15 protein-coding genes are annotated in these 13,959 nt (G+C 43.4%); 1 reads left to right on the forward strand and 14 read right to left on the reverse strand.

What is annotated here, in order from left to right; all coding sequences use genetic code 11:
• Positions 1-11: 11 nt before the first annotated feature.
• From On2M_RS06250 to hdeA, 8 genes are all read right to left on the reverse strand, one after another.
• Complete coding sequence (locus On2M_RS06250) at positions 12-713, reverse strand: urease accessory protein UreF (protein WP_210904512.1); 702 nt, start codon at positions 711-713, stop codon at positions 12-14.
• Positions 714-732: 19 nt separating this feature from the next.
• A complete protein-coding gene (gene ureE, locus On2M_RS06255) occupies positions 733-1,296 on the reverse strand; it encodes an urease accessory protein UreE (protein ID WP_151217538.1) in 564 nt (187 codons plus the stop codon).
• A 13-nt stretch (positions 1,297-1,309) separates the two neighbouring features.
• Positions 1,310-3,028 (reverse strand): urease subunit alpha, encoded by a 1,719-nt coding sequence (locus On2M_RS06260; protein ID WP_187253500.1) that lies wholly within the window; start codon positions 3,026-3,028, stop codon positions 1,310-1,312.
• Between the two features lie 9 nt (positions 3,029-3,037).
• Positions 3,038-3,466, reverse strand: coding sequence for an urease subunit beta (locus On2M_RS06265; protein WP_151224796.1), 429 nt, complete (start codon positions 3,464-3,466; stop codon positions 3,038-3,040).
• A gap of 18 nt (positions 3,467-3,484) precedes the next feature.
• Complete coding sequence (locus tag On2M_RS06270; RefSeq protein WP_151217532.1) at positions 3,485-3,787, reverse strand: urease subunit gamma; 303 nt, start codon at positions 3,785-3,787, stop codon at positions 3,485-3,487.
• Between the two features lie 3 nt (positions 3,788-3,790).
• Positions 3,791-5,050 carry an ammonium transporter gene (locus tag On2M_RS06275; RefSeq protein WP_151217531.1) on the reverse strand — a complete coding sequence of 420 codons (1,260 nt, stop codon included), beginning with the start codon at positions 5,048-5,050 and terminating at the stop codon, positions 3,791-3,793.
• Between the two features lie 95 nt (positions 5,051-5,145).
• Positions 5,146-5,448, reverse strand: a complete 303-nt coding sequence (hdeB, locus tag On2M_RS06280) for an acid-activated periplasmic chaperone HdeB (protein ID WP_210904513.1) — start codon at positions 5,446-5,448, stop codon at positions 5,146-5,148.
• A gap of 97 nt (positions 5,449-5,545) precedes the next feature.
• The gene (hdeA, locus tag On2M_RS06285) at positions 5,546-5,860 is read right to left on the reverse strand and encodes an acid-activated periplasmic chaperone HdeA (protein WP_057102354.1); all 315 of its coding nucleotides are present in this window, start codon (positions 5,858-5,860) and stop codon (positions 5,546-5,548) included.
• 262 nt (positions 5,861-6,122) lie between these two features.
• On the opposite strand from hdeA, the gene On2M_RS06290 reads away from it, so the two are divergent.
• Positions 6,123-6,692 (forward strand): HdeD family acid-resistance protein, encoded by a 570-nt coding sequence (locus On2M_RS06290; RefSeq protein ID WP_187253498.1) that lies wholly within the window; start codon positions 6,123-6,125, stop codon positions 6,690-6,692.
• Positions 6,693-6,907: 215 nt separating this feature from the next.
• Here the strand turns inward: On2M_RS06290 and On2M_RS06295 are convergent, their stop codons facing one another.
• From On2M_RS06295 to On2M_RS06320, 6 genes are all read right to left on the reverse strand, one after another.
• Entirely contained in the window at positions 6,908-10,027 is a 3,120-nt protein-coding gene (locus On2M_RS06295; RefSeq protein ID WP_210904514.1) for an efflux RND transporter permease subunit, read from the reverse strand.
• Between the two features lie 24 nt (positions 10,028-10,051).
• On the reverse strand, positions 10,052-11,206 hold the full coding sequence (locus tag On2M_RS06300; RefSeq protein ID WP_080975634.1) for an efflux RND transporter periplasmic adaptor subunit: 1,155 nt from the start codon (positions 11,204-11,206) through the stop codon (positions 10,052-10,054).
• 36 nt (positions 11,207-11,242) lie between these two features.
• A complete protein-coding gene (gene crcB / locus On2M_RS06305) occupies positions 11,243-11,632 on the reverse strand; it encodes a fluoride efflux transporter CrcB (protein WP_088903225.1) in 390 nt (129 codons plus the stop codon).
• Positions 11,633-11,680: 48 nt separating this feature from the next.
• Entirely contained in the window at positions 11,681-12,211 is a 531-nt protein-coding gene (locus On2M_RS06310; RefSeq protein WP_187253495.1) for a LuxR family transcriptional regulator, read from the reverse strand.
• Positions 12,212-12,741: 530 nt separating this feature from the next.
• The gene (locus On2M_RS06315) at positions 12,742-13,335 is read right to left on the reverse strand and encodes a Slp family lipoprotein (RefSeq protein ID WP_151217523.1); all 594 of its coding nucleotides are present in this window, start codon (positions 13,333-13,335) and stop codon (positions 12,742-12,744) included.
• Positions 13,336-13,458: 123 nt separating this feature from the next.
• A complete protein-coding gene (locus tag On2M_RS06320; protein WP_151217521.1) occupies positions 13,459-13,713 on the reverse strand; it encodes a DUF1471 domain-containing protein in 255 nt (84 codons plus the stop codon).
• Positions 13,714-13,959 lie beyond the last annotated feature (246 nt).

The following is a 13,959-nucleotide window of genomic DNA, read 5'->3' on the forward strand; positions in this document are numbered from 1 at the left end:
TCTAACCTCAGTTAATTCATAAATAAACGTACATGGGCATCGACATGAACAGCAGCCAGAATGTCGATCACCGGAGAAAAAGAAGACATTTCTTCCGGTCGGGTGTTGAGCGCCATTTCAGCGTAATCAGGAAAAAGTGACGTGACTTCGGCCAGAATTTTTTGGCTATCCAGATGCGTGATCCGCATCAGTCTTTGCGCGGCACTGAGAATAGTCATTGCTACGCCATAAAAATGCATGGCCAGCATCGCATCTTCATCAAGATCCAAATGGCTCATGAGTAGCCCATGGGAAACAGGGTAGGTGCCAATAACCGTTCCTTGGCGAATTTGCTCAAGCCACCAGTTAAATACCGGATCATGGTAAATAGCTGTCGAAAGCTCAGTTAATTTTTTCCCCATTCTTTGGGTCATCACTCGGGATTCTGGTGATAGTTTTCTACTGATCACATCCTTATCAATTGAGATAAGGTCATTTAACCTGTTACTGCGGCAGGCGCGCAGGGTTTGTATTTGCGCGACAGCATCGCACTTAGCGGCCTGCAATAAGGCGGTACAAACATATTGTTTGAGGGTTTGCCGATCGTAGACAATACCGCAAGAAATGGCAGATTCAACTCCACAGGAAAAGGTAAATGCCCCAACAGGAAGAACTGAATCGCCAAATTGCAGTATCCGAGCGATATTAGGTAACCTATGTGAACTCTCTTGCATGATCGGCAACCTCATTACGTTAGTGGTCAATGTGTACATGCGTATGTGCTTCTTCCGCGCCACCAAAAAGAAGTCGGGATTCAGACGGCGTTAAGAGCGGGATGACTTTTTCACCTTCCGTAAAATAGTATTGCCCTTCAATGTAACCATGAGATTTCATGACTGAAGCCAACATTTTGTCGGCTACAACAATAGGAATAAAAACACAGTATCCTTTTATAACAGCTTTCCAGTGCTGATTTCCTAAGGCGTGACCTAGTTCAAACGCTCGAGTCAGAAGGTCGGTGATTTTCTCCACGCCAAATAATCCAAGATCGACAACCATCACGCGTCGTAGCTGTATTTTTACCGTAAGTAAATATCGATTGGTTTTATCATATAAAAGAATATCACCATCATTAAGACGGATATGACGATCAAGCGATAAACCAATATCGTAGCCGAGTTGACTTTTTTTACGGCAACGGCTTTTTTGTGCTTCCCATTGCTCCAGTATCAGCACATCATGGTTGATACCTTCAGTGGATAGATCAGGTTCGCCGCAGGAATTTATATTTCCGAGGGTTTTTTCGATTAAATACATAACAGCTTTCCTTTTAACCAAAGAAATATTTTTGATTCATAACGGCAGTTTGAATAGGCTGGCAGGTTGCATGCACACCATCAACTTTTACGGCAAATGTTTCTGGGTTCACATCAATATGTGGGGTTGCATTATTTCTGATAAGGTCATGTTTGCTAATGCTACGACAGTTATTAACTGCAACCACCTGTCTCTCAAGTCCGGCCTTTTCTTTAACGCCATCCTCAAGGGCAGCCTGCGATACGAAGGTAATGCAAGTATCCTGCAACGTTTTTCCCATGGCACCAAACATTGGACGATAAAAAACGGGCTGAGGAGTAGGCAGAGAAGCGTTAGGATCACCCATTAAAGACCAGTTAATCATTCCCCCTTTAATAATAAGTTTCGGCTTGGCCCCAAAAAATTGAGGTTCCCAGAGTACAAGGTCAGCCATTTTACCCACTTCAACAGAACCAAGAATATGGCTAACACCTTGTGTAATAGCTGGGTTAATCGTAATTTTGGCAACGTATCGTAGAACGCGGAAATTGTCATTGTTCGGATTGTCTTCCGGTAATTTCCCGCGTGCGACTTTCATCGCATGCGCAGTTTGCACCAGGCGCAACCAGTTTTCTCCCACGCGACCCATTGCCTGAGAATCGCTGGAGAACATGGATATAACGCCCATATCATGAAGAATGTTTTCTGCTGCAATCGTCTCAGGACGAACACGGCTTTCTGCAAATGAAACATCGGCAGCAACGTTAGGATTCAGGTTATGGCATACCATAATCATATCGAACAGTTCTGCCTGGCTGTTAATGCCAAACGGTAATGTTGGATTGGTCGAGCTCGGCAGGACGTTTGGTTGGCTTGCGACCTTGATAATATCCGGGGCATGACCACCGCCAGCGCCTTCTGTATGAAAGGTGTGAATTGTCCTTCCTTCAAAGGCTGCAATCGTATTCTCAACATATCCGGCTTCATTGAGGCTGTCAGTGTGTACGGAGACCTGAATATCCATATCATCTGCGGTGCGCAAGGCGTGGCGGAGCGAGTTAGGCGTGGCACCCCAGTCCTCATGCACTTTTAGCCCAACGGCACCGGCAATAATTTGCTCTTCGAGTGGGGCTTTACTGTAGGCATTGCCTTTGCCCAGCAGGCCAATATTGACTGGAATACCTTCCCATGCCCGTAGCATGGCGCGCATATTCTTAGGCCCAGCGGTCACTGTAGTGCCATTAGTGCCATCAGTCGGTCCAATTCCTCCGCCGAAAAAGGTGGTGATACCGTTAGACAATGCGGCATAAGCTTGCTGGGGAGAGATCAGATGAATATGGGAGTCGATACCTGCCGCAGTCAGAATCAAATGCTCACCTGAAATGGCATCGGTACTAAGCCCGACCGTCATCCCTGGCGTGATACCAGACATGATTGCAGGGTTACCGCTTTTACCAATACCCGATATTAATCCATCCTTAATACCAACATCTGCTTTAATAACCCCAAGTTTGGCATCCACTATCGTGACATTGGTAATGACCAGATCGAGAACGCCCTGGTCGCGGGAACACTGATTATTAGCCCCCATACCATCGCGTAACGATTTTCCACCGCCATATACCGCTTCATCACCATAACCACGTAGATCTTGTTCGATTTCAATATATAAATCAGTTTCACCTAAACGAATTTTATCACCGGTCGTTGGACCAAACAGACTGGCATATTCCTTTCTGGATATTGTTGGCATAAAAGGTCCTCAGCTAGGATTGTTAGACATTTTGAAACCGGCTTGCCGGGCGTTATCAATGAGTGCTTTTAACTTTATTGGATCGTTGATCACTTCAGCGAGTTGTTTACCGGTCATGTCAACAAGGTTATTAAAACCAAAAATATCGTTATCACCGCTATAGGGAATAAGTTCTATTTCTATCTCATCACCGGGTTCAAAGCGTATCGCTGTTGTGGCAGTAATATTTAAGCGTTTACCCAGTGCGCTTTCACGATCAAACTCCAGTTCTTTATTAACTTCGAAGAAATGGAAGTGTGATCCTACCTGCACCGGCCGATCCCCTGTATTTTTGACACGTACTTTGGTTACAGGTTTTTCTGTATTAAATGAAATAGGGGAGGCATCTAAAAGGTAGCCACCATAGGGTACATTTTCTGTTTCTTTGTTCTGCGACATAGTCTATTTCTCCTGCTCTTAACGAATAGGATCGTGCACGGTTACCAGTCTGCTGCCATCGGTGAAAATAGCTTCAACCTGTATTTGTGGGATAAGGTCAGCGACGCCCTCCATGACGTCATCTTTAGTCAAAACATCTCTAGATTTATTCATGACCGTTTCCAGATCATTACCTTCTCTGGCACATTCCATGGCCGTTGACGCAATAATAGAAACGGCTTCCGGATAATTAAGTTTAATTCCTTTTTCTTTCCGACTTTGAGCCACGCTGGCAAGTGAGTAAATCATTATTTTCTCTATTTCTCTGGGGCTAAGTTTCATAAATTACTCCTTACCTGAAGGGGTATAGGCATCTTCGCCAAATGCTGAATAATCAGGAGATTGGCGGGCGTCATTGGTTGAAATTCGTACCGGGGTAAATTTGTTAATTATCCATAAAATCAGAAGGGTAAAAATAAAAGACCATATGCTGGTAATAAGTACAGCGGCGAGTTGTTTTGCAACTTGCAAAATGCCACCACCTTCAAGCAAACCTGAAGGTCCTTTGCTATTCCATGCCTGTGATGCGAAAACACCAAGCAGGATTGAGCCAGTAATTCCTCCCATACCATGTACGCCAAAAACGTCCAACGCATCATCGACATACTTTTTAACGAACAGTGCGCAGTAGTAGCAGACAAAACCGGCAACAACACCAATTAATGCGGCTGATTGAATTGAAACATACCCTGCAGCAGGAGTTATGGTGGCGAGGCCTGCGACGGCTCCTGTCAGGAAGCCAACAAACTTTGGTTTACCGGTATGCATTTTCTCAATGAATAGCCATGTCGCACCGGCAAAAGCAGCAGCAATGTCGGTGGTAACAAACGCAGAGACAGTAATTGTGTTAACCTGTAATTCAGAGCCTGCGTTAAAGCCATACCAGCCAAACCACAGTAACCCCGCACCCAGAGCAATATAAGGAATGTTGTGGCTACCATCAGGCTGAATGACTCGACGCCCGACGTATAAAGCGGAAGCAAGCGCAGCGAAACCTGCTGTCGCGTGGACGACAATACCACCGGCAAAATCAACCACTCCCCATTTAGCCATCACGCCCTGCGGACTCCAGACCATATGCACAAACGGGCAGTAAACGAATAATGTCCAAAGGGTAATAAAAATCAGGTACGCCTTGAATTTCACCCGTCCGACAAATGCGCCAGTGATTAGCGCCGGAGTGATAATGGCAAACATCATTTGGTAAACAAAATGTACCAGGATGGGGATCCCTGCATCATTGCCGGTGAACAGCGTGTTCGCATTGATATTTTGTAAAAACGCATAGTGAAGCGGATTGCCAATAATGCCATTGAGGCTGGGACCGAAGGCCAGGGAATAACCCACGGCAAACCATAATATGGCTACCCAGCTCATAGAGACAAAACTCTGAAACATAATGGTAAGTATGCCTTTACGCTGGACTAAACCACCGTAAAAAAAAGCAAGCCCCGGTGTCATTAACATGACCAGACTGGTGCATAACAGCATAAATGCTGTATTCGCTGGATCCAGTATTTGAAATTGTACAGGTAATATTCCCATATACCCTGTGCCCCTTGCTTAAGGTTTATAAAAAGATGTGACTTGGCTATTTTCCATACAAAAGATAAATTACTACTTAATTTATTAATGGATAATTACTTGTCTTTGAATGAATATAATTTTGATTGTGGGTTGTGTTTACAATATTCAATGACTTGCGGGATGCTGGTAAGGTCTGTTTCATTCAGAGAAACAGAATCACCACCCTTATAAACCGTTTCTTCATTGAGCATCCACCATGCAACTGGAAGCATGGCCTTAGGATTCAGATTGATAAACTCCTGACAGGTCATTTTATCAGGACTGTTGTCTGCCGCATGCGTAATAGGGACGTTTAGCATAAATAAGGATAACAGGGGAGTAAGTGTGATAAGTGCGCGTTTCATATATAACCTCATGGTGTCTTTAATACAATTAATTTACTGAAGCGGGAACTGCTGGGGTACAGTTCTCGCTTCAGTGATATCAATAAAAAAATTACTGGTGTTGGTTTAATTACAGATCTTTTTTGATTTTGTCCCACTCACTGTCAGCTTTTTTCTTAAAATTGGCTTTTTTATCCTGCATACATGCCTGCACCAGTGCAGGGGTCACTGTTTCAACCCCTTTAACATCCAATACCGCGTCTTCTGGTTTGTCCTTTTTATTCAACGCTTCGGCAAAGCCAACCACTGTGGGTTGGAATGTGGTATCTGTGGCAAGAAAATCTTCACACGTCCATTGACTGACGGGTTTGTGATTTTCTGCCGCCTGACCCAGAGCAGGGATCATGAGTAGGGACCCAACGATCATGCTTAATGTTTTATTCATCTAACGTACCTCGTGTATCAATTAATATCTATGGGTGAAAAGTCTGATTGCGACATTAAATATATATCCTGGAACAGCCTGGATGTCATATTTTGAATCGAATGGGGTTTTTAATATGTTCAATATTTTCTTTTGTTATTAGATAGTTGTAAGGCGTTTAAGAAGAAATCATCGGACTATATTATTAATGACGTAGTATTTATTGATGATATTTAGAATAAATTAATGTTGTCAGTAGTACTCTGACTTACAGGAGAAGCAAATGTTAAATGTAACACGAGATATTCTATCTAAGCTTGACGATGATGTGCTGGTCAAACAGCGGCGGTTTCTTAAGTTCTTGGCATGCCTGATGTTCTTGGGTGGGGTGCTTTTTATCCTTTTCCCTTATGTGTCTGGAGGTGTGCTCAGTATCATTGTCGGCGGGATTTTGATGTGCAGTGGTGTAGCGTTAGCAGTGGGTATGTTTAAAAACAGGGTGCATAATTTTTGGCCAGTTGTTTCTGGGGTAGTCGTCAGTATTGCATATTTTTTGATGGGGTATTTTTTTATTACTGCACCCGAATTAGGTGTTTTTGCAATTGCAACTTTTTTGGCATGTTTATTTTGTTTTGGTGGGGTTATCCGACTGACTACCTTTTTTAAGCACAGAAAAGAGAAAAAGGTATGGTTACAGGGAGTTATCGGTATATTGGATCTCTTTATCGCATGGTGTTTTATTACTGCCACTCCACAGGCATCAATTTATATGGTATCAATGGTGACGGGAATTGAACTTATGCTGAGCGGTATTAGTTGCGCATATATTGCTAATCAATTTCGTAAAACCTGAAACTGAGTAGTTAGCTGTTACTATTATCTGGCCACTGGTAGTGGGGTCATTACATAAAAAAAACTGCCCTTGCGGGCAGTTAAAATCGGAAGCATACCAAATGTTTTCTCAGGGGATCAGTCTGCACTGATACCGGGATTATCGTAAACACTCTTGCGATATGTTGCAAAACCTCCAGTACGTATTTTTAATAAATAAATCCTAACTAACATTGTTTATTTTCTTATCGCTATTTTTGTAAAAAAGCGATGTACAACAATAAAGAATACGGGAACAAAGAATATCGCCAGGACCGTTGCGGCAATCATTCCGCCCATCACGCCTGTGCCTACTGCGTTTTGTGCGCCTGAACCCGCGCCGTTGCTAATGACTAATGGAAGCACACCAAGAATGAATGCCAAAGAGGTCATCAGAATCGGTCTTAAGCGCATTCTGGCTGCGTCTAATGTCGCTTCAATATCGCTTTTACCCTGTTTTTGCATAATTTCAACGGCAAATTCTACAATCAAAATCGCGTTTTTAGCCGATAACCCAATTGTTGTCAGTAGACCGACCTGAAAATAGACATCGTTGGATAACCCACGCAACCAGGTCGCTGATAAGGCGCCAACAACGCCAAGTGGAACAACCAGCATTACGGCAAAGGGAATTGACCAGCTTTCATAGAGCGCTGCCAGACACAGAAAAACAACGACGATTGAAATAAGGTACAGCATAGGGGCCTGGTCGGTGGATAAACGCTCCTGGTACGACATTCCTGTCCAGTCATATCCGATGCCAGCTGGCAGTTTTTCGATGAGTGAGACCATAAATGCCATGGCATCTCCGGTGCTTTTTCCCGGTGCGGCTTCGCCAAGAATCTCCATTGAAGGAGAGCCGTTATAGCGTTCAAGACGCGGTGAACCATAAGTCCAATCTGTATAGGCAAATGCGCTAAACGGTACCATGTCCCCAGAAGCGTTACGGACATACCAGCTATCAATACTTTCCGGAAGCATGCGATAAGGAATGGCTGCCTGTACGAAGACCTTTTTGACGCGTCCATTATCCAGGAAGTCGTTAACGTAGCTGCTACCAAAAGCGGTTGAGATCGTCTGATTTATATCGTTGAGAGATACGCCCATAGATTCTGCTTTTGCCGCATTGACATGCACCCGAAACATGGGCGTATCTTCCAGTCCATTGGGGCGAACGCCGACCACCTGTTCGGGATGCTGTTTTGCCATACCGAGGAGCTGATTTCTTGCCTGAGTGAGCTTTTGGTGACCCAAGTTGGCTTTATCTATAAGTTCCAGATCAAAACCTGAGGCCGTGCCAAGTTCCGGGACGGCGGGTAAATTGAAGGGATAAACAATAGCCTGATTTATTGTAGCCAGACCTCTGGTGGCACGTTGAATGATCGCATTAATACCATCGGCACTTGCCGTGCGTTCAGACCAGGGTTTCAGGCTTACAAAGGCCAACCCGTTGTTCTGACCTTGCCCGCTAAATCCAAAACCGCTGACAGTAAAGACTGATTCCACATTACTTTTTTCTTGTGTCAGGTAATAGTGGCTGACGTCTTCAAGTACTTTATTAGTTTTAACCAGCGTAGCACCCGGCGGCAGTTGGGCCATGGTCAGCAAAACGCCCTGATCCTCCTCAGGTAAAAATGAGGTCGGAATGCGTAGAAACAGTAGCACCATAGCAATAATGATCAGTAAATACAGAATCATATATCGAGAAGTGACTCGCAGAATCTTGCGCGTACTGTCGCTGTAATGCTGGGTAAAACGCTCAAAGTGCTGGTTAAACAGTGTGAAAAAACGAGGTGCAGAATGGGAGGTATCATGATGCGCTGGTTTGAGCAGCGTGGCACATAATGCGGGCGTTAACGATAATGCGGTTAATAAAGAAAGCGCCATGGCGGCGACAATCGTTACTGAGAATTGCCGGTATATCTCTCCGGTAGAACCGCCGAGTAGCGCCATCGGTACAAATACAGCCGACAGGACCAGCACAATCCCCAACAGCGCCCCTTGTATTTGTGACATTGATTTATGCGTAGCTTCTTTGGGGGAAAGGTGTTCCTCTGCAATCACGCGCTCAACATTTTCCACCACCACAATAGCATCATCAACGAGCAGACCAATGGCCAGGACAAGGCCAAACATTGTCAGAGTATTGATGGTAAAGCCAGCAACGGAGAGAACGGCAAATGTGCCTAGTATGACAACCGGGACTGCTATTGTTGGAATAAGTGTTGCCCGAAAATTTTGTAAGAATAAATACATAACAATGAAAACTAAAACAATGGCCTCAACCAGCGTTTTAACGACTTCTTGTATGGATATCTTAATGAAGGGCGTTGTGTCATAGGGATAGACGGTTTTGAGACCTGGCGGGAACCAGGGCGAAAGCCGGGCTATTTCCTCTTTGACTAACTTTGCGGTATCCAGGGCATTGGCACCTGTGGCCAACTTAATCGCAATCCCTGCTGCAGGGTTCCCATTGTATTTTGCTACAGTGCCATAACTTTCAGCACCCAGTTCAATGTGAGCAACGTCGTTCAATGTAACGTGTGAGCCATCTTGTTGAACTTTCAGTAGAATATTTCCAAACTCCTGTGTATTTTGTAATCGGGTCTGGACGATAATTGAAGCATTCAACTGCTGGTTATTTGCCTGCGGTGCGCCGCCTAACTGTCCTCCCGATATTTGATTATTCTGTATTTTGACTTTCTGAATGACATCCTGAGGGACAAGCTGATATTGGTTGAGTTTGACCGGATCAAGCCAAATTCGCATGGCATGCTGTGAACCAAATAGTTGAATGCTGCCCACCCCTGCGATTCTGCTAAGCGGATCTTTGATATTGGACGCAACATAGTCGGCAATATCGTACTGGTTAAGCGCCCCATCCTCTGAAATAAATGCGGCAACCAGTAAAATATTGCTGCTGGCTTTATCAACACTAATGCCTTGCTGTTGTACTTGCTGCGGTAATGACGGCATCGCCAACTGTAATTTATTCTGCACCTGTACCTGAGCGATATCCGGGTTGGTCCCCGACTCGAACGTGAGGGTCAGGGCGGCATTGCCAGAGGCGTCGCTGGTTGAGGACATATACATTAATCCATCCAGACCATTCATATTCTGTTCAATAATCTGCGTCACCGAGTTTTGTACAGTCTGTGCATCGGCTCCTGGGTATGATGCGCTGATAGTTACCGCTGGTGGGGCAATGTTGGGGTATTGAGCAATGGGCAACTGAGTAATAGCAATGACGCCGCTTAACATCATGATAATAGCAAGAACCCAGGCGAAGACCGGGCGCTCAATAAAAAAATTAGCCATAGAAAAAACTCCTGTTACCCGGCCTTACTGAGGTAAAGGGGGATTTGAATCTAAAGGGGAGGGGAGAGCATGAGCTTTAATGCCAGGCCGAATCTGTTGGAGCCCAGAAATAATGACCCTATCGCCAGGGTGCAAACCGGAAGTTACCAGCCACTTATCTCCTATTGCTTTAGTGGCAATAATTTCACGCGACTGGACGATGTTTTCCGGATCAAGAATAAGCGTTGTGGCTTTGCCGCTGGCATTGCGAGTTACCGCTTCTTGTGGAACCAACAATACATTGCGCTGGATACCCTCACTGAGCACGGCAGTGACGTACATGCCAGGTAATAGCGTGTTATCTGGATTAGGAAAAATTGCTCTGAGCGTAACAGACCCCGTTGTTTCATCCACTGTGAGGTCGGAAAACTGTAATTTCCCTGTGTGAGCATATTGCTTACCGTTATCAAACTCTAATATGGCCGTTGCCTGGCCCTGGCTTTGCTCTATTATGCCTTGCTCCATGTCTGTTTTTAGCCGGAGAAAATCATTGGCGGACTGGGTAACATCCACGTATATAGGATCAAGACGTTGAACTGTGACCAGTGCTTGCCCCTGATTGGCGGTGACAAGTGCGCCGATGGTGACAGTTGATTTGCCGCTTAATCCACTCAGCGGCGAGGTGACGCTGGCATAGTTCAGGTTGATTCTGGCACTTTCAACCGCCGCTTTCGCCACTTGCAGGTTTGCCTGCGCTTCCTTCGCGTTAGTCTGGGCCTCGTCGTAGTCTTGTTGGCTGACATAATGTGATTTAAGCAGTGACGTAAAACGATTCAACGTTAAGCGGCTGTTATCTGCTGCTGATTGAGCCTTAGCCAGACTTCCCTTCGCCCGATCCAGTTCTACCAGTAAAGGGGCAGGGTCAATCTGGTACAGCGGTTCTCCGGCATTAACCGTGCTGCCTTCTTTAAACTGACGGCTGAGAATAATCCCCCCAACCTGCGGACGTATCTCAGCAACTTCATAAGGTACAATTCGCCCGGGTAATTTACTGGTGATATTCACGGATTCTTCTTTAAGCGTAATAATACCGACATCCGGTATTACGGTATGTGGCGGGGCATTCTTACTATCATCACACCCCACAACGAATAGAATATTAACCAGGCCAATTACCGCAAATTTTCTTTTTATCTGCATTATATCCCTCACATATACGTTACGAAGGTTTACGGTTCATCGGTACCAATAGGTAATAAATGACGCAATTAAGAAGCCGGTATACACGGCGAGTAAGGAGAACAGCACGTGAACCGCAATTTCAGTACCGGCCCAAATGTAATCTTCATTTTGCAAATGCGAAAATACCTCCTCTGAAAAAGTAGAGAATGTCGATAAACCACCACATAGCCCTGTGGTGACCATCAGCTTCACTGCCGGAGAAAATGATGTTAGTCGGGTAAAAAAAACTGTAGCAAATCCAATAATGAATCCGGCAATTATATTTGAAACGAGCGTTCCGGGGGGTAATAAAGGGAATAGTGCATTCAATCGCTGGGAAATGCCCCAACGTAAAGCACTACCGACACCACCACCAACCATAATGGCAATTAAAGATGCGAGCATAAAACCTTCTTTTCTAATGGATGTTTTTGAATGTCAATCACTTGTATGCTAAAAATAAGGTGATATCTTCAGGGTAACAAGATCGCTTATTCTTCTAAGTTTTAGCTTGAGCATGATATTAAATTTTTGAATGCGCATTGTTTGCTCTGAAATGTTCAGGGACTGAGTGATTTCATGTATGTTATGTTGGTTAATTATGGAGTTGACAAGTTTAAGTTGGTTGTGCGAGAGTGCCACGTTAGGTTTTTGATATGAAATTTTTTCATCTATGATGAGGGAGAGTAAATTTAATATCTGCTCTTTTCTGCTTACGAACAGTAAAGGCGACTGGCTTTTTAATTTGCTAATGTGAAAGGGGGCCAGGATGATGATCCTTTCAACATTGATGTCATTGAGTAGCTTGACCGTAGTTTCATCAATAATATTATTATGATAAGTGTCAATAATGATTTTTACATCGTGATCCAGATCATTAAAGTTAATGTCTGAAAGTTGATTGATTTTGATGGTTTTTTCCTTTTCCTGTAGGTTAAAAACACCCTGGAAAAGGAAAAAATCCTTTGTGATAATGAAAATCATAAAAATGCTCCTTTGGTGCAGATGTCTAGTTATAATGTTTGTAGAAAACAGAGTTTTAACATTGGTGATCGAGTTTGATGTGTAGGGGTAATTATCCCGTGTTATGCTTAGATAATAATATAAACATAATCTATTTTTATGATTTATCCAGAGATGTACCTATATAATAATCCTAAGTAAAATTCTTAATCCTGAAAAATATATAGTTTTTTGTTTTTAGTATAAGAATAATCCTGGTGTTACAAATACTCCTTAGGTATTACTATGAGATATTATGTTTTATCTTATCCAGGATTAATTTATATAAGAGTAACTTGTTGTGTATCTGCCAGAGTATTAGGATTACTATGTCACTTGTATTGGTGACAAACTCGAGACTCCTTTACAGACTTTTGCTGGCGATGGATTCGCCAGCTTTTTTTATTCATCTTTAACAAGATAATTAACGGATGATTACTGATAATGCCCGGAAACGTGGGCCATCCAGGCATTGAATGGAGACGAGGTTATGAAGGGGGAGGTACCGAAACTTAAGGAGATAGCGTCTTTTCCACTTGCAGCGGCGGATCGTACCATCCCCAGCCAGGATACATCATACCATTCCAGTCGGCAGGCCAAACGGGTCCAATACCGTAATCAAAACCCGGTGCTGGCATAATACGTGTTTCTTCCTGCCATACCTGATACCCAAGAATATTCATTGTAACAAATGGGTAACTGGAATTACCGACCCGACCAGAACGGCTCCCGGTCAGGTTACCCAAAACGGTAACATAGTGATTGCGGAAATTAACAGGGTCGAGAAAAGTTGAACTCCGGGCTAATAATCGTCCTTGATATGGTGTCCCGATTTCTGGTTTCGCATTATAATTAAGCGGTAGTACCGCTATTTCGAGCAACGTTTCATGCGGTTGGTTAACGACATTGATAACCAGTCCACCCAGTCGCGCTTGCTGTCCTACATAGAGATTGGGAGTTTGCTTCAGTTTTAGAAAATCTTTCTGCAGGTCTGGTTGGCCATTACCTTTAATTGATGAAGGAATGGAGGTACAGCCTGATAGCAAGAGTGTCATCGCGCAGAAGGCGATATACGTCAGTTTTCCAGAGATATAAATTCTGGGCATATTATCTCCTTAAATAAATTCAACGAAAAACAATAATTACATGCAATTACTTGACTCTCCTGTTTAGGGAGGGTCAAGTAATCATGGCGGTGCAAATTGGTAATGACTTATTTCTATTATGGTTTATTTATAAATATCAGCATTGATCGTTTTGTGTTCCGATTGCCCTTCAATTGAGGTAATTACATAGTATTTGCCACCCTTTTCATCCACCTTTTTGCTGAGCCCGTCATCTGTCATTGTAAAGCCGTCTTCAGTTACGCTAAGTTCTCCTATTTTTGTATATTTGCTGGCTTGCTCTGGTGAGATTTGTTCAGCGGCATATGCTGAAAATGCTAATGCTGAACCTAACAATGCAATAATACTGAGTTTTTTCATAAGTTTATTCTCTTATAGATTAGTGATAAGCAATAATTATGTTAGATAACTTATTTTTTAATTCAATATAAATGTTGTTCGGATTTGCCAATAGTAATTCATTATGCTAATAATTAGTTGATTTGAATGTATTTTTCTCTTGTTGAATATTTAATATAATAATCTTAATGCAGAATGATAATAGCACTTTGCAAAGTGTATTGTGTATTGCATCAATTAAATTACTGCTCTTTTGATCATTGGTTA

Origin of the sequence: Citrobacter sp. On2M (assembly GCF_018035235.1) — a bacterium.
Classification (GTDB): Bacteria; Pseudomonadota; Gammaproteobacteria; order Enterobacterales; family Enterobacteriaceae; genus Citrobacter; species Citrobacter meridianamericanus.

Bases quoted from the DNA above. Each gene is read 5' to 3' on its own strand.
- On2M_RS06250 (WP_210904512.1), bottom strand. From the start codon at position 713: ATGCAAGAGAGTTCACATAGGTTACCTAATATCGCTCGGATACTGCAA.
- ureE (WP_151217538.1), bottom strand. From the start codon at position 1,296: ATGTATTTAATCGAAAAAACCCTCGGAAATATAAATTCCTGCGGCGAA.
- On2M_RS06260 (WP_187253500.1), bottom strand. From the start codon at position 3,028: ATGCCAACAATATCCAGAAAGGAATATGCCAGTCTGTTTGGTCCAACG.
- On2M_RS06265 (WP_151224796.1), bottom strand. From the start codon at position 3,466: ATGTCGCAGAACAAAGAAACAGAAAATGTACCCTATGGTGGCTACCTT.
- On2M_RS06270 (WP_151217532.1), bottom strand. From the start codon at position 3,787: ATGAAACTTAGCCCCAGAGAAATAGAGAAAATAATGATTTACTCACTT.
- On2M_RS06275 (WP_151217531.1), bottom strand. From the start codon at position 5,050: ATGGGAATATTACCTGTACAATTTCAAATACTGGATCCAGCGAATACA.
- hdeB (WP_210904513.1), bottom strand. From the start codon at position 5,448: ATGAGGTTATATATGAAACGCGCACTTATCACACTTACTCCCCTGTTA.
- hdeA (WP_057102354.1), bottom strand. From the start codon at position 5,860: ATGAATAAAACATTAAGCATGATCGTTGGGTCCCTACTCATGATCCCT.
- On2M_RS06290 (WP_187253498.1), top strand. From the start codon at position 6,123: ATGTTAAATGTAACACGAGATATTCTATCTAAGCTTGACGATGATGTG.
- On2M_RS06295 (WP_210904514.1), bottom strand. From the start codon at position 10,027: ATGGCTAATTTTTTTATTGAGCGCCCGGTCTTCGCCTGGGTTCTTGCT.
- On2M_RS06300 (WP_080975634.1), bottom strand. From the start codon at position 11,206: ATGCAGATAAAAAGAAAATTTGCGGTAATTGGCCTGGTTAATATTCTA.
- crcB (WP_088903225.1), bottom strand. From the start codon at position 11,632: ATGCTCGCATCTTTAATTGCCATTATGGTTGGTGGTGGTGTCGGTAGT.
- On2M_RS06310 (WP_187253495.1), bottom strand. From the start codon at position 12,211: ATGATTTTCATTATCACAAAGGATTTTTTCCTTTTCCAGGGTGTTTTT.
- On2M_RS06315 (WP_151217523.1), bottom strand. From the start codon at position 13,335: ATGCCCAGAATTTATATCTCTGGAAAACTGACGTATATCGCCTTCTGC.
- On2M_RS06320 (WP_151217521.1), bottom strand. From the start codon at position 13,713: ATGAAAAAACTCAGTATTATTGCATTGTTAGGTTCAGCATTAGCATTT.